At 64.1% G+C, this 25,088-nt stretch carries 24 protein-coding genes and 1 tRNA gene; 12 read left to right on the top strand and 13 right to left on the bottom strand.

What is annotated here, in order from left to right:
* Nucleotides 1-58: 58 nt before the first annotated feature.
* The 7 genes from QFZ91_RS17935 to recA all read right to left on the bottom strand — a co-directional run bounded on the left by QFZ91_RS17935 (nt 59) and on the right by recA (nt 6,603).
* Entirely contained in the window at nt 59-682 is a 624-nt protein-coding gene (locus tag QFZ91_RS17935; protein ID WP_184140123.1) for a pilin, read from the bottom strand.
* A gap of 157 nt (nt 683-839) precedes the next feature.
* Nucleotides 840-1,544, bottom strand: a complete 705-nt coding sequence (locus QFZ91_RS17930) for a TerC family protein (RefSeq protein ID WP_429567957.1) — start codon at nt 1,542-1,544, stop codon at nt 840-842.
* Nucleotides 1,545-1,709: 165 nt separating this feature from the next.
* Nucleotides 1,710-2,591, bottom strand: a complete 882-nt coding sequence (gene sucD / locus QFZ91_RS17925) for a succinate--CoA ligase subunit alpha (protein ID WP_008920420.1) — start codon at nt 2,589-2,591, stop codon at nt 1,710-1,712.
* A gap of 130 nt (nt 2,592-2,721) precedes the next feature.
* Nucleotides 2,722-3,891 carry an ADP-forming succinate--CoA ligase subunit beta gene (gene sucC / locus QFZ91_RS17920; RefSeq protein WP_013090442.1) on the bottom strand — a complete coding sequence of 390 codons (1,170 nt, stop codon included), beginning with the start codon at nt 3,889-3,891 and terminating at the stop codon, nt 2,722-2,724.
* A 57-nt stretch (nt 3,892-3,948) separates the two neighbouring features.
* Nucleotides 3,949-4,623: a DUF2889 domain-containing protein gene (locus tag QFZ91_RS17915; RefSeq protein WP_176105127.1), complete on the bottom strand. Its 675-nt coding sequence runs from the start codon at nt 4,621-4,623 to the stop codon at nt 3,949-3,951.
* 128 nt (nt 4,624-4,751) lie between these two features.
* Nucleotides 4,752-5,519, bottom strand: a complete 768-nt coding sequence (recX, locus tag QFZ91_RS17910; protein ID WP_429567956.1) for a recombination regulator RecX — start codon at nt 5,517-5,519, stop codon at nt 4,752-4,754.
* Nucleotides 5,520-5,526: 7 nt separating this feature from the next.
* Nucleotides 5,527-6,603, bottom strand: coding sequence for a recombinase RecA (gene recA / locus QFZ91_RS17905; protein WP_013090445.1), 1,077 nt, complete (start codon nt 6,601-6,603; stop codon nt 5,527-5,529).
* A gap of 254 nt (nt 6,604-6,857) precedes the next feature.
* Between recA and QFZ91_RS17900 the strand changes: the two genes are divergently transcribed.
* The 4 genes from QFZ91_RS17900 (at nt 6,858) to QFZ91_RS17885 (ending at nt 11,263) form a co-directional block, all read left to right on the top strand.
* Nucleotides 6,858-7,664, top strand: coding sequence for a response regulator (locus QFZ91_RS17900; RefSeq protein WP_429567955.1), 807 nt, complete (start codon nt 6,858-6,860; stop codon nt 7,662-7,664).
* 9 nt (nt 7,665-7,673) lie between these two features.
* The gene (locus QFZ91_RS17895) at nt 7,674-9,212 is read left to right on the top strand and encodes a sensor histidine kinase N-terminal domain-containing protein (RefSeq protein ID WP_429567954.1); all 1,539 of its coding nucleotides are present in this window, start codon (nt 7,674-7,676) and stop codon (nt 9,210-9,212) included.
* A gap of 229 nt (nt 9,213-9,441) precedes the next feature.
* The gene (locus QFZ91_RS17890; RefSeq protein WP_176121780.1) at nt 9,442-11,100 is read left to right on the top strand and encodes an MFS transporter; all 1,659 of its coding nucleotides are present in this window, start codon (nt 9,442-9,444) and stop codon (nt 11,098-11,100) included.
* 86 nt (nt 11,101-11,186) lie between these two features.
* A tRNA-Met gene (locus QFZ91_RS17885) sits at nt 11,187-11,263 on the top strand.
* 63 nt (nt 11,264-11,326) lie between these two features.
* Here QFZ91_RS17885 and QFZ91_RS17880 read toward each other — a convergent pair.
* Complete coding sequence (locus tag QFZ91_RS17880; RefSeq protein WP_429567953.1) at nt 11,327-12,538, bottom strand: MFS transporter; 1,212 nt, start codon at nt 12,536-12,538, stop codon at nt 11,327-11,329.
* 403 nt (nt 12,539-12,941) lie between these two features.
* Between QFZ91_RS17880 and QFZ91_RS17875 the strand changes: the two genes are divergently transcribed.
* Nucleotides 12,942-13,277 carry a hypothetical protein gene (locus QFZ91_RS17875; RefSeq protein ID WP_176121782.1) on the top strand — a complete coding sequence of 112 codons (336 nt, stop codon included), beginning with the start codon at nt 12,942-12,944 and terminating at the stop codon, nt 13,275-13,277.
* Between the two features lie 76 nt (nt 13,278-13,353).
* Here the strand turns inward: QFZ91_RS17875 and QFZ91_RS17870 are convergent, their stop codons facing one another.
* A complete protein-coding gene (locus tag QFZ91_RS17870) occupies nt 13,354-13,797 on the bottom strand; it encodes a MarR family winged helix-turn-helix transcriptional regulator (protein WP_026229127.1) in 444 nt (147 codons plus the stop codon).
* Nucleotides 13,798-13,938: 141 nt separating this feature from the next.
* On the opposite strand from QFZ91_RS17870, the gene QFZ91_RS17865 reads away from it, so the two are divergent.
* Entirely contained in the window at nt 13,939-15,477 is a 1,539-nt protein-coding gene (locus QFZ91_RS17865; protein ID WP_176380864.1) for a DHA2 family efflux MFS transporter permease subunit, read from the top strand.
* A 23-nt stretch (nt 15,478-15,500) separates the two neighbouring features.
* Here QFZ91_RS17865 and QFZ91_RS17860 read toward each other — a convergent pair whose 3' ends face one another.
* A complete protein-coding gene (locus tag QFZ91_RS17860; RefSeq protein ID WP_176121936.1) occupies nt 15,501-16,178 on the bottom strand; it encodes a FadR/GntR family transcriptional regulator in 678 nt (225 codons plus the stop codon).
* A gap of 171 nt (nt 16,179-16,349) precedes the next feature.
* Here QFZ91_RS17860 and dgoD point away from each other — a divergent pair, with 171 nt between their 5' ends.
* The gene (gene dgoD / locus QFZ91_RS17855; RefSeq protein ID WP_429535996.1) at nt 16,350-17,498 is read left to right on the top strand and encodes a galactonate dehydratase; all 1,149 of its coding nucleotides are present in this window, start codon (nt 16,350-16,352) and stop codon (nt 17,496-17,498) included.
* A gap of 176 nt (nt 17,499-17,674) precedes the next feature.
* A complete protein-coding gene (locus tag QFZ91_RS17850; RefSeq protein WP_176121785.1) occupies nt 17,675-17,977 on the top strand; it encodes a hypothetical protein in 303 nt (100 codons plus the stop codon).
* A 180-nt stretch (nt 17,978-18,157) separates the two neighbouring features.
* Here QFZ91_RS17850 and QFZ91_RS17845 read toward each other — a convergent pair whose 3' ends face one another.
* Both QFZ91_RS17845 and copC read right to left on the bottom strand, forming a co-directional pair.
* The gene (locus QFZ91_RS17845; RefSeq protein WP_429567952.1) at nt 18,158-19,087 is read right to left on the bottom strand and encodes a CopD family protein; all 930 of its coding nucleotides are present in this window, start codon (nt 19,085-19,087) and stop codon (nt 18,158-18,160) included.
* The gene (copC, locus tag QFZ91_RS17840; protein ID WP_429567951.1) at nt 19,084-19,461 is read right to left on the bottom strand and encodes a copper homeostasis periplasmic binding protein CopC; all 378 of its coding nucleotides are present in this window, start codon (nt 19,459-19,461) and stop codon (nt 19,084-19,086) included. Before copC ends, QFZ91_RS17845 begins: the two co-directional genes overlap by 4 nt.
* Nucleotides 19,462-19,808: 347 nt before the next feature.
* Between copC and QFZ91_RS17835 the strand changes: the two genes are divergently transcribed.
* The 4 genes from QFZ91_RS17835 (at nt 19,809) to QFZ91_RS17820 (ending at nt 24,398) form a co-directional block, all read left to right on the top strand.
* A complete protein-coding gene (locus QFZ91_RS17835; protein WP_176380868.1) occupies nt 19,809-20,540 on the top strand; it encodes a c-type cytochrome in 732 nt (243 codons plus the stop codon).
* Between the two features lie 21 nt (nt 20,541-20,561).
* The gene (locus tag QFZ91_RS17830; RefSeq protein WP_176380869.1) at nt 20,562-21,863 is read left to right on the top strand and encodes a c-type cytochrome; all 1,302 of its coding nucleotides are present in this window, start codon (nt 20,562-20,564) and stop codon (nt 21,861-21,863) included.
* A gap of 132 nt (nt 21,864-21,995) precedes the next feature.
* Entirely contained in the window at nt 21,996-22,616 is a 621-nt protein-coding gene (gene trhA / locus QFZ91_RS17825) for a PAQR family membrane homeostasis protein TrhA (RefSeq protein WP_176105111.1), read from the top strand.
* Nucleotides 22,617-22,841: 225 nt separating this feature from the next.
* A complete protein-coding gene (locus tag QFZ91_RS17820; protein WP_429567950.1) occupies nt 22,842-24,398 on the top strand; it encodes a DEAD/DEAH box helicase in 1,557 nt (518 codons plus the stop codon).
* Between the two features lie 63 nt (nt 24,399-24,461).
* Here QFZ91_RS17820 and QFZ91_RS17815 read toward each other — a convergent pair whose 3' ends face one another.
* Nucleotides 24,462-24,995 (bottom strand): hypothetical protein, encoded by a 534-nt coding sequence (locus tag QFZ91_RS17815; protein ID WP_176121791.1) that lies wholly within the window; start codon nt 24,993-24,995, stop codon nt 24,462-24,464.
* Nucleotides 24,996-25,088: the final 93 nt, after the last annotated feature.

Raw genomic sequence — 25,088 nt, 5'->3', positions numbered from 1 at the left:
CTACGAGTCGTCCGGTCAGCGCTCGGCCGTCGCCTCGTTCGCTCGTTCATCTGCCCCCTTACGAACGGCACTCGGGCGGCGCCAGATTCGCGGCGAGCGTTGGCGCTTCACCCGGCATCGGCCCCGACCCCGGCGCCGGCAACGACGACGCGCTCTTGCCGCTCGCAAAGCATTCCCACGTCAGCGCACCGGTCTGCACCGTGTCCTTGCTCAACGCGACGCGTGCGCTCGGCGCATCGGCGTTGTCCGGCACCGAGGGCACCAGCGTCATCGTGTTCGCGCCGGCCTGCGCGACGCGCGTCGAGTACGTGATCGTGATCTGGCCGGTGTCGTCGTCGATCTGGATGGACTCGACGTTGCGTGTGGCAGGCGGCGACGCATAACCGCCGCTGAACGCGTTGCCGCTCGCGGCGTTTTCGGCCACCGCGAGCCGCGCCGACGCCGCGAGCGACAAGCCCTCGCCGACCCGGCTGCGCGCCAGATAGTCCTGATACGCGGGAATCGCATAGGCCGCGATCACGCCGACGATCGCCAGCACGATCATCAACTCGATCAACGTGAAGCCGACGCCGCAGCGCCGGCAGAGGCGCGCGAACCAATTCTCGCGCCAGCGTGCGCGGCGTGACCTGCGCGAAAATTGGGTCGATTGGGAGTAAGGGGAATATGGCAAGGTAACGATCATCGGCAGACTCCTGATACGAGAAACGCCTGACCCGTGGATCGGGAACAGGCATTTCAATCGTAGCGAGCGACGCTCGCGCGTCACAGTCAGCCGGATGGCCAGGCTTGCATTCGGACGGCATCACGGCTTAGGCAGCGGCGCACCGTCAATGCCATGCTCACACCGCCGCGCGTTTCGCGTTGCGCCGCTTCAACAGATAACCGACGATCACGACGAACAGCGCGCCCGCGATGCTCATCCCGTATTCGGCGACGGGCGTATCGAGGATCGGCCAGCGGTCGCCGGCCGGATCGTTGACCATCAGGCCACCCGCGATCCAGCCGAGCAGACCCGCGCCGAACAGCAAGATGCCCGGAAAGCGATCGAGCAGCTTCAGAATCAGCTGGCTGCCCCACACGATCAGCGGAATGCTCACGACGAGGCCAAAGATCACCAGAGCCAATCGGTGCTCGTGCTCCGCGGCTTCGGCAGCGCCGGCGATCGCGATCACGTTGTCTACGCTCATCACCGCGTCCGCGATGATGATCGTCTTCACCGCCGAGATCAGCTTGTCGGCCGGCCTCACCTTGTCGTGAACGTCGCGCGCGGGCGCCAGCAGGCGCACGCCGATCCACAGCAGCAGCAACCCGCCCGCGAACTTCAGGAACGGCACGTCGAGCAGCGCGACCGCGAACGCGATCAGCACGACGCGCAGCAGGATCGCGCCGGCGGTTCCCCACACGATGCCGCGCATGCGCTCCGACTGCGGCAGTTTGCGGCAGGCGAGCGCAATGACGACCGCGTTATCGCCGCCGAGCAGAACGTCGATGACGATGATCTGAAAGACCGCGCCCCAATTGAGCGTCGTGAAGAATTCCAGCATGGAAAAAGAATAAGAAAAAATCGACCGGGCGGACAGAAACACGGCGCGAGCACGGACGAAAAAAAAGCGGGGGAGTCTGCACTCCCCCGCTTTTCGGGACCGCTCGCTCACGAAAGGACTTCGAAAGCGTATCAAAATCGCGCGCCCACGGCACGCGAATTCGATTTACAGCATCGCCTTCAGAAGACGCGCCATTTCCGACGGGTTCTTCGTGACCTTGATACCGCATGCGTCCATGATTTCCAGCTTCGCTTCAGCGGTGTCCGCACCGCCCGAGATCAGCGCGCCGGCGTGGCCCATGCGCTTGCCCGGAGGCGCCGTGACGCCAGCGATGAAGCCAACCACCGGCTTCTTCATGTTGCCCTTGATCCACTCCGCAGCGTTCGCTTCGTCCGGACCGCCGATTTCACCGATCATGATGACGGCGTCCGTATCCGGATCGTCGTTGAACATCTTCATCACGTCGATGTGCTTCAGACCGTTGATCGGGTCGCCGCCGATACCGACTGCCGACGACTGGCCGAGGCCGATCGCGGTCAGCTGGCCGACTGCTTCATACGTCAGCGTGCCCGAACGCGACACGACGCCGATGCGGCCCTTGCGGTGGATGTGACCCGGCATGATGCCGATCTTCAGCTCGTCCGGCGTGATCGTGCCCGGGCAGTTCGGTCCGAGCAGCAGCGTCTTGCGGTTTTCGCGACGCATACGGTCCTTGATCTCGATCATGTCGCGGACGGGGATGCCTTCCGTGATGCAGATTGCGAGATCCAGGTCGGCTTCGACGGCTTCCCAGATTGCCGCGGCAGCGCCTGCCGGCGGAACGTAAATCACCGACACGGTCGCGCCCGTTTCAGCCTTGGCTTCAGCGACGCTCGCGTAGATGGGGATGCCTTCGAAATCTTCGCCGGCGCGCTTCGGGTTCACGCCCGCGACGTACGCTTCGCGGCCGTTTGCGTATTCACGGCAAGCACGCGTGTGGAACTGACCGGTCTTGCCGGTGATGCCCTGCGTGATGACCTTGGTGTCTTTGTTGATCAGAATCGACATGTATTGACCTCTGTTCGTTTGGCGTCGCGCGGTAGCGCCACGCGGCGCGATGCTTCACGCCTGTGTCGCTCGCGCGCCGCCACTCGTCATTTTGGCAAATGAGCTGGTAAATGCGCCGTAGACAGGTGGCTTACGCCTTGCCCGAAGCAGCCGCGACGACCTTCTGAGCCGCTTCTTCCATGCTGTCCGCCGAGATGATCGGCAGGCCGGATTCAGCGAGCATCTTCTTGCCCAGGTCTTCGTTCGTGCCCTTCATGCGGACCACGAGCGGCACCTTCAGCGACACGGCCTTCGACGCCGCGATCACGCCTTCCGCGATCACGTCGCAGCGCATGATGCCGCCGAAGATGTTGACCAGAATCGCGGTCAGGTTCGGGTTCTTCAGCATGATCTTGAACGCTTCGGTGACCTTCTCGGTCGTCGCGCCACCGCCGACGTCGAGGAAGTTCGCCGGTTCGCCGCCGAACAGCTTGATGGTGTCCATCGTTGCCATGGCGAGGCCAGCGCCGTTCACGAGGCAGCCGATGTTGCCGTCAAGCGAGATGTACGCGAGGTCGAACTTCGACGCTTCGATTTCAGCCGGATCTTCTTCGTCCAGATCGCGGTAAGCGACGATTTCCGGGTGACGGAACAGCGCGTTCGAGTCGAAGTTGAACTTCGCGTCGAGTGCGATGACCTTGCCGTCGCCGGTCAGGATCAGCGGGTTGATTTCGGCGAGCGATGCGTCGGTTTCCCAGAATGCCTTGTACAGGCCTTGCAGGATTGCGCGGGCTTGCGGGATCGAAGCGTCGGGCACGCCGATCTTCTTCGCGAGGTCGTCTGCTTCCGAGTCCTTCAGGCCGGTCGACGGATCGACTGCAACCTTGTGGATCAGCTCAGGCGTCTTTTCCGCGACTTCTTCGACGTCCATGCCGCCTTCGCTCGACGCCATCACGACGATCTTCTGCGAAACGCGATCGATCACGAGACCGACATACAGTTCCTTCTTGATGTCAGCGCCCTCTTCGATCAGCAGACGGTTGACCTTCTGGCCTTCCGGACCGGTCTGGTGCGTGACGAGCTGCATGCCGAGGATCTGGTTCGAGTACTCGCGAACCTGTTCCAGCGACTTGGCGACCTTGACGCCGCCACCCTTGCCACGGCCACCTGCGTGGATCTGAGCCTTGACGACCCACACCGGGCCGCCGAGCTCTTCAGCGGCCTTGACCGCATCGTCCACCGAGAAGACCGGCTTGCCGCGCGGTACCGCGACGCCGAATTTCCGCAGGATTTCCTTACCCTGGTACTCGTGAATCTTCATGCGTGATTCCCTTCAGTCTGAGAGTTGGATAGAACTTCGATTCCGTTTTGCCGCCGTTCAGGCCGACGCGTCGCCGCCTCGTGCGCGGGCCGCCGCGTCGTCCGACGAGGCCGCGCGTTCCGCCGGACGCGGTGCGTGGCCATACCAGCGCGGATAAAACTGTTTCACCGCCTCGCCGTCGAAACGCAGCGCATGGCAGCGTCCCAGCTGGAATGGCGGCTTGTCGTTGGAATGCTCGCCTGTGCCGTTAGACGATTCGTCTCCCGAACCCGCGTTCGCGCCCGGCGTGCCTTCATCGGTGTTCCACACTTCACCGGCGAACGCCTGGATCGCGGCGGTCGGCAGCATCGCGCACAGCTCGGTGAGATGCGTGCAACCGGCCGTGCCGGCCAGCAAACGGGCAGCATCGCGACGGAAGTTGTGGAACAGATTGAGCCCGATGAGGGCACGGTAGGCGGGATTGCTGGCCTGGCATAACCCTGGATAGGGCACCCAGTCGGACGACGCCTCGGCGTCGACGACGTTGAGCTTGCGATCGATGGTGATGCGAAGCCAGAGTTCATGGATCGGCTGACCATTGGGCCGGATTCCCGACGGAAGCGCCACATCGCGAGGCTTTTCGTCGGTCAGGCACGCTTCCACATCCCACAGGCCATCGGCTCGCTCGTAAGCTTCCGCTCTGATTGCGCGACGATGGCGCAACTGACGGGACACTGGCGGGGAGAGCGACATGCGGGAAGGAAAGGCCGGATTGGAAAACCTCTGGATTTTAGCATAACGGGTATTTGGGACAGCCCCGATTGCGCATGGCCTCGAGCCGGGTTACGGCGTGGCAATCGACGGCCGTCAGGGCTGACGTGCTAGTCGCCGTCCCAGATGTCGTCGATACCCTTCAGGATCTTGCCGATCGTCGCGCCGGAGAAGCCGCGCGACGCGAGGAAGCGCGCCTGCTTCGCGCGCTCGGCCGGGGTTTGCGGCAGCTGGCCGAACTTCTTGCGCCAGACCGCCTGAGCGCGCGCGAGTTCGGTTTCACGCAATTGCGCACTCGCCTCTTCGACGACCGCCGGGTTCAGCGCGTGCTGCTTCAGTTCACCGAGAATGCGGCTCGTGCCGAGCCGCGATGCGCGCCGGTGAACCAGACTTTCCGCGAAGCGCGAGTCCGATAGCCAGTTTTCGGCTTCCAGCGAGCCAAGCACCGTGTCGAGCGAATCGGTCTCCTCGACGTAGGGCTTCAGCTTGCGCGCGAGTTCGGCGCGGCTATATTCACGTCGCGACAGATAGCCGAGCGCCCGTGCTTTCAGCGAACGGGTTGGACGTTGGGATTTTCTGCTGTCGTCCTGGTCGGCCTGCCCCGGCTTCGCTTCGCCGGCCTGGCGACGCGAGCGGCTGTAGGTGACTTCGGAGGGGGGTTGGGAATCGCGCCCGGAGGAATCCGGGCTGGACGATGCTGCAGGGGATGCAGACCGTGTACGCTGCGGCCCGCGGCCTGCGGCGCGGTCGTGTGCGTCGAACGATTCGAATGGATCGAATGGATCGCCGGAATCAGGCGATCCATCCGCGGTGTCGCGCGGGCCGTCCGGACAGGGTCCAGAGTTGGAACCGGACAGCGGCCGGCCTTTGCGTATCACGTGATGCTTACTCTTCTTCGTCCGCGACTTCAGCGTCCGCGCCGGTCACGGCGTCCGCCATCGCGGTGACGCCCAGCGATTCGCGGATACGGTTTTCGATTTCGCGAGCGATGTCCGGATTTTCGCGCAGGAATTCACGCGCGTTGTCCTTGCCCTGACCGATCCGCTCGCCGTTGTAGCTGTACCATGCGCCAGCCTTGTCGACGATCTTCGCCTGCACGCCGAGGTCGATGATTTCGCCCTGACGCGAGATGCCCTCGCCGTACAGGATGTCGAAGATCGCTTCGCGGAACGGCGGCGACACCTTGTTCTTGACGACCTTCACGCGCGTTTCGTTGCCGATCACTTCGTCGTTCTTCTTGATCGAACCGATGCGGCGAATGTCCAGACGCACCGACGCGTAGAACTTCAGCGCGTTACCGCCCGTGGTGGTTTCCGGGTTGCCGAACATCACGCCGATCTTCATGCGGATCTGGTTGATGAAGATCACGAGGCAGTTCGTGCGCTTGATCGTGCCGGTCAGCTTGCGCAGTGCCTGCGACATCAGACGCGCCTGCAGACCCGGCAGCGAGTCGCCCATTTCGCCTTCGATTTCCGCCTTCGGCACCAGCGCCGCCACCGAGTCGATCACGATCATATCGATCGAGCCCGAGCGCACCAGCGCGTCGGCGATTTCGAGCGCCTGCTCGCCGGTGTCCGGCTGCGAGACCAGCAGGTCGGCGACGTTCACGCCGAGCTTGCCCGCGTATTGAATGTCCAGCGCGTGTTCCGCGTCGATGAACGCCGCGGTGCCGCCGAGCTTCTGCATTTCGGCGATGACCTGCAGCGTCAGCGTGGTTTTACCGGACGATTCCGGACCGTAGATTTCGACCACGCGGCCGCGCGGCAAACCGCCGACGCCCAATGCGATGTCGAGGCCGAGCGATCCGGTGGAGACCACCTGGATGTCTTCGACTGCCTCACCTGCGCCGAGCCGCATGACCGACCCTTTGCCGAACTGCTTTTCGATCTGCGCGAGCGCGGCGGCGAGAGCCTTGCTCTTTTCAGCAGTCAGTCCAGCCGAGCCTTTCTTGCTTTCTTCCATGAATCGTCCTTTGCTATGATGAACGGCGTCTGAGGCAGGTGTGCGCCCGTGGTTTCACTCGAATTGAGCGGAGCCTGCAGGACATCACACGAAACGCAGACACTGTATAAAAAAACAGTGGTTTTGGCAAGCGCGATTATGATGCGAACGCGCATTTTTACTGTCGCGTCGCCCCCACTACCCACAATAATGTGCGGAGACCGCTGCGCGCCGGGGCAAGCCCCACGGTGCCGGCAAAGCCAGGCTGGCGCACCATGCGAATTCTGATTGCCGAAGACGACAGCATACTCGCGGACGGTCTGGTTCGATCACTCCGCCAATCGGCCTATGCGGTCGATCACGTCAAAAGCGGCGTAGAAGCCGATACCGCGTTGTCAATGCAGACGTTCGACCTATTGATCCTCGATCTGGGCCTGCCGCGCATGTCCGGGCTCGAGGTGCTGCGCCGCCTGCGCGCGCGCAATTCGAACCTGCCCGTGCTGATCCTGACCGCCGCAGACAGTGTCGACGAACGCGTCAAAGGCCTCGACCTCGGCGCCGACGATTACATGGCCAAGCCTTTCGCGCTGAACGAACTCGAAGCCCGCGTGCGCGCGCTGACGCGGCGCGGTGCCGGCGGTGGCCCGACCGTCGTGCGACATGGCTCACTGTCGTTCGATCAGGTGGGCCGCATCGCCTATGTCAATGACCAGGTGATCGATCTGTCCGCGCGCGAGCTCGGTCTGCTCGAAGTGCTGCTGCAACGGATCGGCCGGCTGGTCTCGAAAGAGCAACTGGTCGACCATCTGTGCGAATGGGGCGAGGAAGTCAGCAACAACGCGATCGAAGTCTACGTGCACCGGCTGCGCAAGAAGATCGAGCCGAGCGGCGTGCGCATCATCACCGTGCGCGGGCTCGGCTACTGCCTCGAAAAAGCGGCGCCGCCGGCGAATGCGAACACGCCCGCCGCCGCTGCCGGCTCCCAGCCGCAAACGGCACAAGCAGCACAAACGGCACAAGCAGCACCACCATCCACCGCGCCGTCGTCTGCCGCGATGCCGGCGAGCCATCACTACAAATAGAGGCCAGCGATGTCCGCACGCGCTGATCGCGCCACGGCGCACGCGGCGGACCTCGACGAGGCGCGCGACGCGCGCTACGCCAACCCGTTCGCCCCGCCCGACGAAACCGAAGCCGCCGCCGAAGCGCGTCCGCGCTCCCTGTTCGGCGAGATTCTCGACTGGATGCTCGCGCCGCTGCTGCTGCTGTGGCCGATGAGCCTCGCGGTCACCTATCTGGTCGCGAAGTCGATCGCGAACGGCCCGTTCGACCGCGCGCTCGAAACCGACGCCTATGTGCTCGCGCGCCAGATCCATCCGGTCAACGGCGTCGCGGAGCTGTCACTGCCCGAGTCGACGCGCGATTTCCTGCGCGCCGACAACGTCGACAGCGTGTTCTTCCAGGTGCTCGGCACGCGCGGCGAGCTGGTGGCTGGCGAGCGCGACATGCCGCTGCCGCACGAGGAGGACCGCCCGCCACCGGGCCTCGTCGAATTCCGCGACGACGTGCTGCGCGGCAATGACATCCGCGTCGCGTATACGACCGTCGAGTTTCCGCAGACGCCGGGCGCGCAGCCCGTGCTGGTGCAGGTCGCCGAAACGCTCGACAAGCGCAGCCAGCTCGCCAACGACATCATCAAGGGCGTCATCCTGCCGCAGTTCGTGATCCTGCCGCTCGCGATCCTGCTCGTGTGGTTCGGGCTGTCGCGCGGGCTGGAACCGCTGCATGCGCTGCAGGCGCATATCCGCGCACGCCGGCCGGACGATCTGTCGCCGCTCGAAGCGCGCCGCGCGCCGCCGGAAATCGAGCCGCTCGTCACGTCGTTCAACGATCTGCTCACGCGCCTCGAACAGAACATGGAGCTGCAAAAGCGCTTCATCGCCGACGCCGCGCATCAGATGAAAACGCCGCTCGCCGGCCTGCGCACGCAGGCCGAGCTTGCGCTGCGCCAGAACGCGTCGGCCGAGGTACATCGCTCGCTCGAACAGATCGCGACCAGTTCCGAGCACGCCGCGCGGCTCGTCACACAGCTGCTCGCGCTCGCGCGCGCGGAGAACCGTCGGTCGGGGCAGATCTTCACGCCGGTCGAACTCGGCGAGCTCGCCCGCAGCGCGGTGCGCGAATGGGTGCAGGCCGCGCTCGCGAAGCAGATGGACCTCGGCTACGAAGCACCCGACGAGCCGGTCGAAGTCGCTGGCAATCCGGTGATGCTGCGCGAAATGCTGTCGAATCTGATCGACAACGCGATCCGGTATACGCCGGCGGGCGGCCGCATCACCGTGCGCGTGCGCCACGACGCCCCGGCGCGGCTCGTGCATCTGGAAGTCGAGGACACCGGGCTCGGCATTCCGGCCGGCGAGCGCTCGCGCGTGGTCGAGCGCTTCTACCGGATTCTGGGCCGCGAGGGCGACGGCAGCGGCCTCGGTCTCGCGATCGTGCGCGAGATCGCGGCGATGCACGGCGGCGAGCTCGCCATCGACGACAACGTCTACCAGGAGTCGCCGCGGCTCGCCGGGACCCTGGTGCGTGTCAGCTTGCAGGTGCTCGAACGGGGGCGGGACTTACCCTAACACGGCCGGATCGTCAGCTTGACCGTCAGCGTGTTTTTGAGATATTTCGGAGCGGATTGCGCAAACATCGCCGCCTATTGACCGAAATTAGGCATCCATTTGCCGGTTTACCGGACTACCCCAGGTTTTGGCGTCGAGTCAGAACGCCGTAAGTTTCCACTCCAATAATCGGTTGCACGGGGACGCCTGCGCTGGCGATCCGTGTGTATATCAATATTGGAGACGACATATGGCTACCGTTGGCGGGCAACTCTCGCACGCGCCGATGACGCGCGATGAGAAGCGGGTGATCTTCGCATCGTCGCTGGGTACGGTTTTCGAGTGGTACGACTTTTATCTGGCCGGCTCGCTTGCGGCCTTCATCAGCAAGAGCTTCTTTTCCGGCGTCAATCCGACCGCGGCGTTCATCTTCACGCTGCTCAGCTTCGCCGCGGGCTTCGCGGTGCGGCCGTTCGGCGCGATCGTATTCGGGCGGCTCGGCGACATGGTCGGGCGCAAGTACACGTTCCTGATCACGATCATCATCATGGGCCTGTCGACGTTCCTCGTCGGCTTCCTGCCGGGCTATGCGGCGATCGGCATCGCTTCGCCGGTGATCTTCATCGCGATGCGCCTGCTGCAAGGTCTCGCGCTCGGCGGCGAGTACGGCGGCGCCGCGACCTACGTGGCCGAACACGCGCCGGCGAACCGCCGCGGCTTCTACACCGCGTGGATCCAGACCACCGCAACGCTCGGCCTGTTCCTGTCGCTGCTCGTGATCCTCGGCGTGCGCACTTTCATGGGCGAAGACTCGTTCGGCGCCTGGGGCTGGCGCATTCCGTTCGTCGTGTCGATCCTGCTGCTCGCGGTGTCGGTGTGGATTCGTCTGCAACTGCACGAGTCGCCGGTGTTCGAACGCATCAAGGCCGAAGGCAAGACCTCGAAGGCGCCGCTCTCCGAAGCGTTTGGCCAGTGGAAGAACCTGAAGGTCGTGATTCTCGCGCTGCTCGGCCTGACGGCCGGCCAGGCTGTCGTGTGGTACACGGGCCAGTTCTACACGTTGTTCTTCCTCACGCAGACCCTGAAGGTCGACGGTTCGAGCGCCAATATCATGATCGCGCTCGCGCTGCTGATCGGCACGCCGTTCTTCCTGTTCTTCGGCTCGCTGTCGGATCGCATCGGCCGCAAGCCGATCATCATGGCCGGGCTGCTGATCGCCGCGCTGACGTACTTCCCGCTGTTCAAGGCGCTCACGCACTACACGAACCCGGCGCTCGAAGCCGCGACCGCGAAGTCGCCGATCGTCGTGATCGCCGATCCGGGCGAGTGCTCGTTCCAGTTCAACCCGGTGGGCACGGCTAAGTTCGTGACCTCTTGCGATATCGCGAAGGGCGCGCTGTCGCGAGCCGGCCTGAACTACGACAACGTCGCGGCGCCGGCCGGCACGATCGCGCAGATCCGAGTGGGTGATACGGTCGTCAACACGTTCGACGGCCGCGCCCCGGATGCGAAGGAGCAAGCCAAGGCCTTCGAGAAGACGCTCGCCGCAACGCTGAAGGCTGCCGGCTACCCGCCGAAGGCCGATCCGGCTCAGATCAACTGGCCAATGAGCATCGTGATCCTGACGATCCTCGTGATCTACGTAACGATGGTCTACGGTCCGATCGCGGCGATGCTGGTCGAGATGTTCCCGACGCGCATCCGTTATACGTCGATGTCGCTGCCGTATCACATCGGCAATGGCTGGTTCGGCGGCTTCCTGCCGGCGACCGCGTTCGCGATCGTCGCGGCGCGGGGCAACATCTACTCGGGGCTCTGGTATCCGATCATCATCGCGGTGATCACCTTCGTGATCGGCATGCTGTTCGTGCGCGAAACCAAGGACTCGGATATCTACGCAAAAGATTGAGCGGACCGCCAGTCTGGGCTATCTGAAAAAGATGTGCGCCGGGGGTTGACAGCCTCCGGTTGCCCCAGCATAATCTCGCTTCTTTCGGCGAATTAGCTCAGTCGGTTAGAGCGACGGAATCATAATCCGCAGGTCCGGGGTTCGAGTCCCTGATTCGCCACCAGCTTCAAGAAAAAGCCGCTGTCCCACAAGGACAGCGGCTTTTTTGTTTTTCACCGCTGCCACGTCAACTCAGGTCGTTACCCGATCCGGCCGGTGTCGGGTGAAAGAGAAGCGCCACGATGGTCATCAGCCCGAAGGCCGCACCCGCATAAAACGTCATGGCTGCACCCACACGTTCCCACAACTGACCTGCGATAACGCTCGAAACCAGCGTCACGATGCCGCTCAGCAGATTGAAGAAACCAAACGCAGTCCCACGCAAATGCGCTGGCGCCGTGTGCGCGACCATCGTGGCGAGCAGGCCTTGCGTCATCCCCATGTGCAGCCCCCAAAGCGCTACCCCGACGACGACCATGCTCCAGTGGGTGCCGTGTGCCAGCACGAGGTCGGCGCCGATCAACACGACCAGACCACCGATCAGCAGCTGCGTATGACGCATCGTGTCCGCGAGCTTCCCGAACGGATAAGCGGACAGCGCGTAGACCACATTCATTGCCACCATGACCAGCGGAACGAGCGCAATCGGTACACCGCTGCCCATCGCACGAAGAACCAGGAAAGCCTCGCTGAATCGCGCCAACGCGAACACAGCCCCTATCCCTACGACCCACCAGTAGTTCAAACCAAGGTCCTTGAGACTCTGCCACCGCACTGGGTTGCTTCTTTTGGCAAGAGGCTCGTGCTCAGGCTCCGTGATACCGAACGCCAACAGCGCGACCGCGAGCACGCCGGGAATGACGGCAAGCCAGAACGCAAGCCGAAAATTATCTGCCCAGATCAGCATGATGAGAACCGCCACCAGCGGTCCGAGAAACGCACCGACCGTATCGAGCGATTGGCGCAGGCCGAAGGCCGCGCCACGCAGGTGCTGCGGTGTGACATCGGCAATGAGCGCATCGCGAGGCGCACCACGAATGCCCTTGCCGACACGGTCGATGACGCGCGCCGTCACCACGACTCCCACCGACGACGCAATGGCAAAAAACGGCTTGCTCATCGCGCCGAGCGCATACCCGGTTACGGCAAGCCATTTGCGGTTGCCGAGGTAGTCGCTTAGCGTCCCCGAAAACACCTTGACGATTTGGGCCGTGGCCTCCGCGATGCCCTCGATGACCCCAATCGCGCCGGCGCCTGCGCCTAGGCCTGCCATCAAAAACATCGGCAGCAGGCTGTGGATGATTTCGGATGAGATGTCCATGAAAAGACTCACACATCCTAGGACCCACACGCTGCGTGGAATCTGCCGCACGGCATTGACTTGCGATTCGTTTCGCATTCGATAGGGATGGCATCAAATAACGCGGTCGAAACGGCACGGACGCATGTGAGCGCTAGCGCAGTTCGCTACGACCGCTACATCTTATGGCATGTGCTGAGTCGGATACCCGTGTGGCGCGTGATCGATGGCGGCGCAAGAATTGCTGACGAAGTGTGGGAAATGCCCAGCGCTGGGTTCGGCTCGTTCATCGCGCGCGATTGATGGAACGAACGACGAGCAGCAGCGTCGCAGAGTATGGGTAGTGAAGCGCCGCCGGTTTCGTTGGCAGCTCCGTCTCTTGAGAGAATAGCGCCCCGAGAAAGTCTGGCAAGTTCTCTCCGGAGGTTCAACGCGCGTCCACAATGCAGAACTTGGCGGGCTTCCTTCCGCAATTCCGTCGCAACTTCGAGGAGGTTCGTTAATGACGTTCCGCACCGTCGCGCTTGCCGCAACCACCGCTGCGCTCACGCTCGCCGGCACGACCGCCGCCCTCACCGCACAGGCCCAAACGCCGAGCACGTCCGACAGTCAATGGCGCGCCAGCTCGACCATGCTCGCGACGCTGCTGCAGGACGGCTACAAGATCGTCGCCGTGGTCAACAACGGGCCGGCCGACACGATCTTCGTGCAGCGCGATCAGAGCGCGTTCAAATGCATCGATGCGCAGCAACCGGAAGCAAAAGCGAAAACGGCGGCGGCGGGGTGTTACGAGCTGGTACCGCCGAGCGGCGGCGCGCCAGCGTCGGAATCCAAATAATGTGATTTGAAGCGCGTGCCCAACGTCGCTCGGGCTCGCGGGAAAGACTTCAGCGTCTCGCCAACACCGCGACGCTTCAGCGATCCACCAGCCGGCTCAGGTTGCCGCGCACCCGCTGCAGCAGCGCGATCAACTGCGCCGCTTCTTCATCGCTGAAACCATTGAGCGCTTCGAGCGCGACCTCGTCGCCGACCTTGCGCGCCTTGCCGAGCGTGCGCTCGGCCTTCGGCGTCATGCGCACCTGGCGCTCGCGGCGATCCTGCGGATTCGCGGTCCGCTCGATCCAGCCGCCCTCCTCCATCCGGTCGAGCAGCCGGCCCGCCGAGATCGGCGCGACCTCCAGCAGATCCGCGAGCCGGGCCTGATTGATCTCGCCGTAATGGCCGAGATAGGCGAGCACGCGACACTGCGCGCGAGTCAGGTCGACCGACGACTTCGCATGATCGTCGAAACGCTTGCCCGCCAGCCGGCCGACGTCGTAGATCAGAAAGCCGAAGCGCTCTTCGAATTGGGTTTTCATGCGCGGATTATACGGAAGCACTTCGGCTTACAGCGCGCCTGCGCCTGCGCATGCGTTCCAGCTCAGCACAACTCCCGATCGCGCAAACACGCATTGACGATATACTAAGCATGCTTACGATATCGACCCTCCCCACCTTTCATGTCTTCCGCCTCCACACCGGCGAGCGCCACTGAGCTGCTCAACCGGCCGATGATCACGATCTCGATCATGCTCGCGACGCTCATGCAGACGCTCGACAGCACGATCGCCAACGTGGCGCTGCCGCATATGCAAGGCACGCTGTCCGCGTCGCAGGACGAGATCACATGGGTGCTGACTTCCTATATCGTCGCCGCCGCGATCGCCACGCCGCTCACCGGCTGGCTGGCGGACCGCCTCAGCGTCAGGCGGCTGCTGCTGATCGCGATCGGCGGCTTCACGGTGGCGTCCGCCTTGTGTGGACTCTCCGAGACGCTGCCGCAGATCGTCGTGTCGCGCTTGCTGCAAGGGATCTTCGGCGCGTCGCTGGTGCCGCTGTCGCAATCGATCCTGCTCGACATCAACCCGCGTGAAAAGCAGGGCCAGGCGATGGCCGTGTGGGGCATGGGCGTGATGGTCGGGCCGATTCTCGGACCGACGCTCGGCGGCTGGCTCACCGATAGCTACAACTGGCGCTGGGTGTTCTTCATCAACGTGCCGATCGGCGCGTTCGCGCTGTTCGGCGTCGCGACCTTCCTGCCGACGCGCGAGCCCAAGCACGACGTGAAGTTCGACGCGTTCGGCTTCATCACGCTCGGCCTCGCGATCGGCGCATTGCAGGCGATGCTCGATCGCGGCGAGCAGCTCGACTGGTTTTCATCGACCGAGATCGTGATCGAGGCGCTGGTCGCGGCGATCAGCTTCGCGTTTTTCCTCGTCCACACGGCGACCGTCGGCGAGCGCTCGTTTTTCAAGTACAAGTTGCTGAAGGACCCGAACTTTGCGACCGGCACGTTCTTCATCTTCGTGATCGGCGCGGTGATGTACGCGACCCGCGCGCTGCTGCCGCCGATGCTGCAAAACCTGATGGGTTATCCGGTCGCGACCACCGGCCTCGTCACCGCGCCGAGCGGCGCCGGCACGATGGTCGCAATGCTGATCGCCGGCCGGCTGCTCAAGCGCGTCGATGCGCGGCTGCTATTGCTCTGCGGCTTCCTGATCTCGGCGTTCGCGCTGTGGCAGATGATGCATTACACGATCGTGCTGTCGGAGTCGAACATCGTGTGGCCCGGCGTAATCCAGGGCTTCGGGCTCGGTCTCGTGTTCGTGCCGCTGTCTGCACTGACGTTCTCGACGCTGTCGCCGGAGCTGCGCGCGGACGGCACCGCGACTTATAGCTTGATGCGCAATATCGGCAGCAGTATCGGCATTTCGATCGTGCAGACGCTGATGACGCGCAACACGCAAATCTCGCACGCGGACCTCGCCGCGAACGTTACCGCGTTCAATCCGGCGCTGCAGTCGATGCTCGACGGCGGCTCGCGCTACGACATCGCGGCACTGAACGCGTCGATCACGCAGCAGGCGGCGATGGTCGCGTATCTGAACGACTTCAAGCTGATGTTCGTGGCAACGCTGCTGGTCATCCCGCTATTGCTGCTGATCCGGCCGTCGCATAAGGCGCTGGATGCGTCGGCCGCGCATGCGGCGATGGATTGAGATCGAGCGCGGCGCCGTCCGTCTCAGCCTTCGATTCGCCCGCGCGTCACGCCAAGCAATGACGACATCGCCGCGTACGCCGCGGCGGCATCGCGCGCGCGGATGGCGTCGTACACCGCCGTGTGCTCGGCGAGCGACGCGTTGAACACATCGGCGCGTTTCGCATTGAGCCGCAACTGTGCCTCGAGCGTGCGCTCGATCAGCGCGCCAAGCGGAATCAGCAATTCGTTGCTGCACGCGGTCAGCACGCACAGATGGAACTGCAGATCCGCACGCACCCACTCATCGACGTTACGCGCCGCCACCATCGCGGCATGGGCGGCCGCAAGCGCGCCCAACGTGTCATCGGTGCACGCGGTGGCCGCAAGGCCGGCCGCGTAAGGTTCGATCATCTCGCGCATTTCCTGCAGTTTGAGCGCAAACGCCATCGGCTCGGCGACGCGCGAATACCAGTCGAGCAGATCGGCATCGAGCAGATTCCACGCGGACTTGACCCGCACCCGCGTACCCACGCGCGGCCGCGATTCGATCAGCCCTTTCGACGTCAGCGTGCGCAGCGCCTCGCGCAACACCGTGCGGCTCACGCCGAACGTCTCCATTAACTCGGCTTCGCGAGGCAGGATCGACTCCGGCGCATAGTCGCCGCGCAGAATCGCGGTCGCGAGCAGTTGGGTGACTCGCCCATGCAGATCGTGCGGAATGGTTTTCTCCTAGCGGGTGGTGGTCTCGTCGCGCAACGCGGCAACAAGTATTCCAAATCTCACCACTATGTGGCAAATAGTACTATTAATAGTATTTAAATGCACTTTTGTTGTAGCATGGAATTCCCAAAATTCTTTTGCGTGCCGGCAGATCGTCAGGAGACACACACCATGAAAATCACCAAGCTCGAAACCTTCATCGTCCCGCCGCGCTGGTGCTTCCTCAAGATCGAGACCGATGAGGGCATCGTCGGTTGGGGCGAGCCGGTGGTGGAAGGCCGCGCGCACACGGTCGCCGCGGCCGTCGAGGAACTCTCCGATTATCTGATCGGCAAGGACCCGCTGCTGATCGAGGATCACTGGCAGGTGATGTACCGCGCGGGCTTCTATCGCGGCGGCCCGATCACGATGAGCGCGATCGCCGGCGTCGATCAGGCGCTGTGGGACATCAAGGGCAAGCATCATGGCGTGCCGGTGCATGCGCTGCTCGGCGGCCAGGTGCGCGACAAGATCAAGGTGTACTCGTGGATCGGCGGTGACCGCCCCAGCGATGTCGCGAACAACGCGCGCGCGGTGGTCGAGCGCGGCTTCAAGGCCGTCAAGATGAACGGCTCGGAAGAACTGCAGATCATCGACACCTTCGACAAGGTGCAAGGCGTGATCAACAACGTCGCGGCGGTGCGCGAGGCGGTCGGGCCGAACATCGGCATCGGCGTGGACTTCCACGGCCGCGTGCACAAGCCGATGGCGAAGGTGCTCGCCAAGGAACTCGATCCGTACAAGCTGCTGTTCATCGAGGAGCCGGTGCTGTCGGAGAACGCCGAGGCGCTGCGCGACATCGTCAATCAGACCAATACCCCGATCGCGCTCGGCGAGCGTCTGTATTCGCGCTGGGACTTCAAGCACATCCTGTCGGGCGGCTACGTCGACATCATCCAGCCGGACGCTTCGCATGCGGGTGGCATCACCGAGTGCCGCAAGATCGCCGCGATGGCCGAAGCCTACGACGTCGCGCTCGCGCTGCATTGTCCGCTCGGCCCGATCGCGCTCGCGACCTGCCTGCAGATCGACGCGGTCAGCTACAACGCGTTCATCCAGGAACAGAGCCTCGGCATCCATTACAACCAGGGCAACGACCTGCTCGATTACATCAAGAACCCGGAAGTCTTCAAGTATGAAGACGGCTTCGTGTCGATCCCGCAAGGCCCGGGCCTCGGCATCGAGGTCAACGAAGAGAAGGTGCGCGAGATGGCGAAGGTCGGTCATCGCTGGCGCAATCCGGTGTGGCGTCACGCGGACGGCAGCGTCGCCGAATGGTGATTCGTGGGCCATTGCGCCCGCGCGTTCCGGCCACGTGACGCGCGGGCCCCTCCCTGCCTCGATTCCCGCACATCCTTCTCCCGCCCAGCTCTCGCGACGTTTGTTCGGTATCGGACAGACGCATGGTCTGCTCCTTGCTGAAATGCATGCCGACAACGCATGCAGCGGGGAGCACCATGGGCGAATTCCTTCCTGACTATCTGATCCGCGAACAGGCGGCGGTCGGTGCGCTGGTTGTCTTCGGCGTGCTGCGCATCATCGGCGCGATGGTCGCCTACGAGCGCGGATGGAGCATCGCGGTGGTCGGGAAATTCTTTATCGCCGCGGCAGTGCTGTACTGCGTGCCGCAGGTTTTCGATCTGCTCACGCAGATGGTCGGCACGCACGCTGCCGGCGCCGAACTCGAAGGGAAGGCCGCGGGCTGCGCGATCGCGTTGTTCTGCGCGCCGATTCTCGGTCATCGCCTCGGCCTCGAGTAAGCGCGCAGCGAGCCGGACCGCGTGATGCGACTGACGCCTGCATTGCTGGAACGCGCGCGCGACGACGCGCTGCTTGCCTGAAGAGTAGTAGCGGGTGCGCTGGCCACAGCCAGGCGACCGTGTGTATTGCGCCGCACGTGCTTTGCAGTGCGGCGCTTTTTTATGCGGCGCGCCGCGCGTTCAGCCGAGCGCAGCGAACGCCGGCACGGTGTGCGACAACGCGGCCGCGACGACGAACACGCCGATCATCACGAGCGCTTCCAGATAGATCACGTTGACGAAGGTATGCGCATCCATCGTCGACGCGGTACGACGCAGGCGCGGCAGCGCCGACGTGCGGTTCAGCGCGCCGAGCACCAGCGCGAGCGCGACCAGCACGAGCTTCAATGTCAACACATGGCCCCACGTGCTCGCCTGAATCGCGTCGAACGACCCGCCCGAGCCGCGCACCGCATTGAATACGCCCGACAGCAACACCAACCCGACCGCGACGAGCGACACGTTCGACACCTGGGTCGCCGTGCGAATCAGCATGCCGCGCGCGGTCGATGCGCCGAGCGCCGGCAGCACCGCGAAGCCCGCGGCCATCGCGACACCGCCCCATACGCTCGTCGCGAGCACGTGCAGCGTCTGCATGCCGATCGCGGCCGATACGACGCCGGCATCGGCCGCATGACCGAGCGACGCCTTGCCCGCCGAGATCGCGAGCACCGCGAGCCACAGCAGCGTGTTACGCAGCATGCCGGTGCCGTGGCTCAGCGCGGTGCCGAGCAGCACCAGTGCGCCGCCGAACGCGACGCTCCAACCATAGCCGACATGCGTTTGCGTCAGCACCGTCGGCACCACGCCGAACGCCGCGGGCAACGCGACGCCGCTCATCGACGCCGCCTGATACAGCAGCCAGCCGAGATCCGCGAGCACCAGCACGATGGTGGCCGCGAGCATCGAGCGATGTGCGCGCATCCAGCCGGGCCGCGCCGGTGAAGTGCCTTGCTGCGCGTCCTTCGCGAGCCATGCGCCGAGTAGCGCCGAGCCAACGGCGAAGCCGAACGCGACGTTCATGAGCGCGGCCATTGCGACCTGCCCGATCCACAGTGCGTCGAAGTTCATTTGACGTTGAACCCGAAGTCGCCTTGCGTACGATGGCCATCGGTGGCCACCGCGACCCAGTGCACCGAATAGCGGCCGCTCGTCAACTGAGGCAGCGCGAGGTGCATCTCGCGGGCGTCCGCGCTATCGACCGTCGACGCGGTCGAAGTCGCAGGCTTGCCGCTTGTATCGGCGAGTGTGATCTTGCTGAACGCAGGCTCGAGCGGCTCGGTGAAATGGATGGTCACGTCGGCGGGCGCGACGGCCTCGGCGTTCGCGGCCGGCACGCTCGAGATCAGGTGCGCATGCGCGAACGCGGTGGATGACATGGCCAGCGCCACCGCGCCGGACATCAACGCTCGCAGCGTCGATGAGGAGAAATCGAATAGCTTCATGTGGGGCCGATAGCGGATGAGAACGAACGAAACAGAGCCGGGCCGACGACGCGCATCGTCTGCACGACGGCCGGCGAGCCCGGAAGTGTACGCTTCGATGGCGCGCACGGGGATCGGTTCAACCTTGCTTGATGAGACAACGATATTGATCACGACGCACGACGCAGACGCAACTGAAGTCCAAAACTGGCAAACGCGACACACTGTCGCATGGTGGTCACACCTGGAACCGCATCTAATGCGGCAAATAGTCACCATCACCCTTCGATGATAGAATGCTGCGTCGCCGCAGCGACGGCTGTCCTTCACACCGAGCCGCCCGAAGTTCGGTCAGGTCCCCGATTCTGATGGAGTTACGCGTGTCTTCAAGACGCCTCTTCCGCCCGTTGCTTGCCCTTCTGCTGATCGGCTCCGCGGGTGTCTATAGCGCTGCGAAAGCGCAGACTCAACCGAAGGCCCCCGACACGATGGAAGCCCGCGTGCAAGGCTGCACGGCCTGCCACGGCTCGCATGGGCAAGGCACCGACAACGATTACTTCCCGCGTCTCGCGGGCAAGCCGGCGGGATATCTGTTCAATCAGTTGCAGAACTTCCGTGAAGGGCGCCGCAAGTACCCGCCGATGAACTACCTCGTCACGTACCTCTCCGACGACTACCTGCATCAGATCGCCACCTTCTTCTCGCAGCAGCGCCCACCGTATCCGACGCCGGCCAAGCCGACGGCCTCCGCCTCCACGCTCGCGCGCGGTGAGCAGATCGTGCTGCATGGTGATGCGAACAAGCAGGTGCCCGCTTGCGCGGCCTGCCACGGCAAGGCACTGACCGGTATGGAACCGGCGATCCCGGGTCTCGTCGGCCTGCACGCCGATTACATCAGCGCGCAGCTCGGCTCATGGCGTTCGGGCACGCGTCGTGCGATCGCACCGGACTGCATGCACACCATCGCCACGCGCCTTAGCGACGAAGACGTGAACGCCGTCGCGGCCTGGCTTGCCACGCAGCAGGCTCCGCAAAACCCCGTGCCGGCTCCGGCCCGCTCCTTGAAGACTCCGCTTGCCTGCGGCAGCGAACCGCAATAAGGCGCCGGGAGAGACATTCAAATGAAACGCAAGTCTTTGTTCGCCCTCTCGGCAGTCGTCGTGGTCGCGGCCGCCGCACTCGTTCCCGTCCTGTGGTCGGGCGGCGACCATCTGCATAGCAGCGGCGCGGCCGTCGCGGCAACGCCCGCGGACCAGGCCGACCTGATCAAGAAGGGCGAGTACCTCGCCCGCGCGGGCGACTGTATCGCCTGCCACACCGTGCGCGGCGGACAGCCGTTCGCCGGCGGCCTGCCGATGGCCACGCCGTTCGGCACGATGTTCACGCCGAACATCACGCCAGACGACCAGTACGGCATCGGCAAGTGGACCCAGGACGACTTCTATCGCGCGATGCACACCGGCCGCTCGAAAGATGGCAGCCTGCTCTATCCGGGCTTCCCGTTCACGAGCTACACGAAGGTCACGCGCGCCGACTCCGACGCGATCTACGCGTACCTGCGCTCGGTCGCGCCGGTCAACGTACCGAGCCGTCCGCACGAACTGAAATTCCCGTTCAACCAGCGCAACATGCTGATCGGCTGGCGCACGCTGTTCTTCCGTGAAGGCGAGTTCAAGCCGGACCCGACCAAGTCGGTAGAATGGAACCGCGGTGCGTATCTGGTCGAAGGCCTCGGCCACTGCGGCATGTGCCATACGTCGATCAACGCGATGGGCGGCCCCGTCAGCTCGGCGGCGTTCGCGGGCGGTCTGATTCCGCTGCAGAACTGGTATGCGCCGTCGCTGACGTCGAACAAGGAAGCCGGCCTCGGCGACTGGGACCTGAGGGACATCGCCGATCTGCTGAAGACCGGCGTGTCGAGCCGCGGCGCGGTGTTCGGTCCGATGGCCGAAGTGGTTCACAACAGCCTGCAGTATCTGTCGGCCGAAGACATCAACGCGATGGCGACGTACCTGAAGACGATTCCGCAGAAGAGCGAAGCACCGGAACCGCTGCAGCTCGAAACCTCGGAAAAGTTCGGCGGCGAACTGCTGAAGCAAGGTCAGAAGATCTACGCTGACAACTGCGCGAAGTGTCACGAAGACAATGGTCTCGGCCGGCCGCCGGCATTCCCGCCGCTCGCGAATAACCAGTCGATCCAGATGCCGTCGGCGGTCAACCCGATCCGCATGGTGCTGAACGGTGGTTATCCGCCGAGCACGGACGCGAACCCGCATCCGTACGGCATGCCGCCGTTCGCACAGTCTCTGTCGAATCAGGAAGTCGCAGCGGTCGTGACGTACATCCGTATGTCTTGGGGCAACCACGGTACGGCCGTGTCGCCACAGCAAGTGGCCGAGTTGCGTTCGGCGCCGCTCGACTAAGCAGGGTTTCACGTACCCTGGGCGCGGCCTGCGAGTTTCGCGGCCGCGCCCTTCGTTTTTTCAGGACCGGTATCATGTGGGCCTGTTTGGGTTGGTGGTCGCCTTCGTGGGACCGTGCAGGAGGAAAGAGTCGTGCCCTTTGGTGAGCGTTTGAACAGCATTACCCATCTCGTCGGCGCCGTGCTGTCGGTGGTGGGGCTGGCGGCGCTCGTCACGATGGGCGCGCTCGCCGGCGACGCGTACAAGGTCGTCAGCTTCAGCGTGTATGGTGCGATGCTGTTCGTGCTGTATGCGATCTCGACGCTGTATCACAGCGTCAGCCATGCGCGACTGAAGGCGATTCTGCAGAAATGCGATCATTCGGCGATCTACCTGCTGATCGCCGGCAGTTACACGCCGTTCACGCTCGTCACGTTGCGTGGACCGTGGGGCTGGTCGCTATTCGGCGTGAGCTGGGGGCTCGCTGCCCTCGGCATCGTGCAGGAACTCACGCTCGGGCGACGCACCCGCAGCGTGTCGATGGTGCTGTATGTGTTGATGGGATGGCTCGCGCTCGTAGCTGTCCGCCCGCTGGTGCAGGCATTGCCGGCCGCGGGTACCGCGTGGCTCGTGGCCGGCGGCGTCATCTACAGCGCCGGCATCTATTTCTTCATCAACGACGAGCGCATCCGCCACGGACATGGTATCTGGCACCTGTTCGTACTGGCGGGCAGTCTGTGTCAATTCGTCAGTGTCGCGCGCTATGTCGCGTGACGTTCCACGGCGACGAATTGCAACTTAAGGCCAGTCGACGTGTCTGCATAGCGCGTTGAAACATTCGGCACATCTGTGAGCGTGCCGCCGATTTCTCCGTGAACGGAACCGGGCTGCGGCCTCGCACACGCCATGCGGGCGTGTCGATGCCGCGCTGGTTTTTCCGCGTTGGGGCCCTATGGGCTCAGCGGGGCCGTTCGCGAAACTGCATTGCAAAGAGCTTCTATGTCTTTTGATTCCCTCGGCTTGTCCGAACCGCTGGTCCGCGCTGTCAATGAACTCGGCTATACCAGCCCGACTCCGATCCAGACTCAGGCGATCCCGGCCGTGCTCAACGGCGGCGATCTGCTCGCCGGCGCGCAAACCGGCACCGGCAAGACCGCCGGCTTCACGCTGCCGATCCTGCAGCGCCTGAATTCGATGTCGCCGGCCGCCGGCGGCAAGCGCGTGGTGCACGCGCTGATCCTCACGCCGACGCGCGAACTCGCCGCGCAGGTCGAAGAAAGCGTGCGTGCGTACGGCAAGTATCTGAAGCTGAAGTCGACCGTGATGTTCGGCGGTGTCGGCATCAATCCGCAGATCGATGCGCTCAAGCGCGGCGTTGACATCGTCGTCGCGACGCCGGGCCGTCTGCTCGATCACATGCAGCAGAAGACCATCGACCTGTCGCATCTCGAGATTCTCGTACTCGACGAAGCGGACCGCATGCTCGACATGGGTTTCATCCACGACATCAAGCGCGTGCTCGCGAAGCTGCCGCCGAAGCGGCAGAACCTGCTGTTCTCGGCAACCTTCTCCGACGAGATCAAGGCGCTCGCCGACAGCCTGCTCGATTCACCGGCGCTGATCGAAGTCGCGCGCCGCAACACGACGGCCGAAACGGTCGCGCAAAAGATTCACCCGGTCGATCGCGACCGCAAGCGCGAGCTGCTCACTCATCTGATCCGGCAGCACAACTGGTTCCAGGTGCTCGTGTTCACGCGCACCAAGCACGGCGCGAACCGCCTCGCCGAGCAGCTGACGAAGGACGGCATCAGCGCGCTCGCGATCCACGGCAACAAGAGCCAATCGGCCCGCACGCGCGCGCTTGCCGAGTTCAAGGACGGCACGCTGCAGGTGCTGGTGGCAACCGACATCGCCGCACGCGGCATCGATATCGATCAGCTGCCGCACGTGGTCAACTTCGATCTGCCGAACGTGCCAGAAGACTACGTGCACCGCATCGGCCGCACGGGTCGCGCGGGCGCGACGGGCGAGGCGGTGTCGCTCGTGTGCGTCGATGAACTGCAGTTGCTGAAGGACATCGAGAAGCTGATCAAGCGGCCGGTCCCGCAGGAAGTTATCGCCGGTTTCGAGCCGGACCCGAGCGCGAAGCCGGAGCCGATCCAGCGACGCGGCCAGGGTGGCGGCGGGCGTTCACAGCGCCAGGGACAAGGCACGGGGCGTCGTGACGGCGCTGCTGGTGGTGGCGCATCGGCCAAGCCGGCTCAAGGCTCCGGTCAGCGTTCGGGACAGCGTGCGTCGAACGCTCAGCCCGCGCCGCGGCCGCAAGGTGCGAAGCCGGCCGGCAATGGCGGTCAGCCGCGTCGCGATACTCAGCGGCAGGACGATCGGCCGCGTGCCGCCGCGCATGATGGCGCTCCCGCGCACCACGCGCCGCGCAAGCCTCAAGGCAATCGTTCGCCCAACGGCAATCCGGGCGCGTTGCTCGGCGGCGGCGTGAAGCGCAACGATGCGACGCGTGGCGCGCAACCGTCGCGCAACGGCGACCGCGGCCGTTAAGCGTCGCTCGGCCTAAGGGCTGCCAGCGTGCGTACCAGCCGTTAGCGCTTCCCTGCTCGAAGACTAACGGCTGCTCGCGGCGGCAGCCCGCTTCAAATGCTCGATCTGCTGTTCCCATCGCTCGAGCACTGCACTCCCCTCTCCCTGCAATTCGAACGTGATGCCGCCCGTCAGGCGCGCATAACGGACGCTTTGCGCTTCCGCTGTGTCGATCGAGCCGAGCAGATAGACGAGGCCGCTGTCATCGCCCGCAACACCGGGCAGCGGCGCGATACGCAATTGCACCTGATAGAACGCCGCATCGCATACAAAGCTCAGCGCCGCGCGCCCGCTTTGCGCAATCGCGCCCGTCGCGCGCGCCTGCGGCCATAGCGCAATGCACAGCGTGCGCGAGTCGGGTGCATAGAGTTCGCCGACGCTCAACAGCGATGTGCGCACGTGCCCGTTCGCATCGACGCTCAACAGCGACGCGGTGAAACCCACCTTGTCCGCAAGCGACGAACCGTCGAACAACGCGCGCACGTTGGCCGGCCATTCGTCGAACACATTCTGTTCGAGCGGACGCGCGGACGGTGATGCGGAGGAGGAATCGCTCATGCCATCGATCCAGTCGAAGTAGTGGGTAAAGCTCAATCATGCCTCGAAAAAAGCAAAGCCCGCTGATGCGGGCTGATGCGGGCTGTGCTCTTT

The sequence above is a fragment of the Paraburkholderia sp. JPY419 genome, from assembly GCF_050435705.1.
GTDB classification, from domain to species: domain Bacteria; phylum Pseudomonadota; class Gammaproteobacteria; order Burkholderiales; family Burkholderiaceae; genus Paraburkholderia; species Paraburkholderia youngii.
This window is presented reverse-complemented; position numbering and strand designations above follow the sequence as displayed.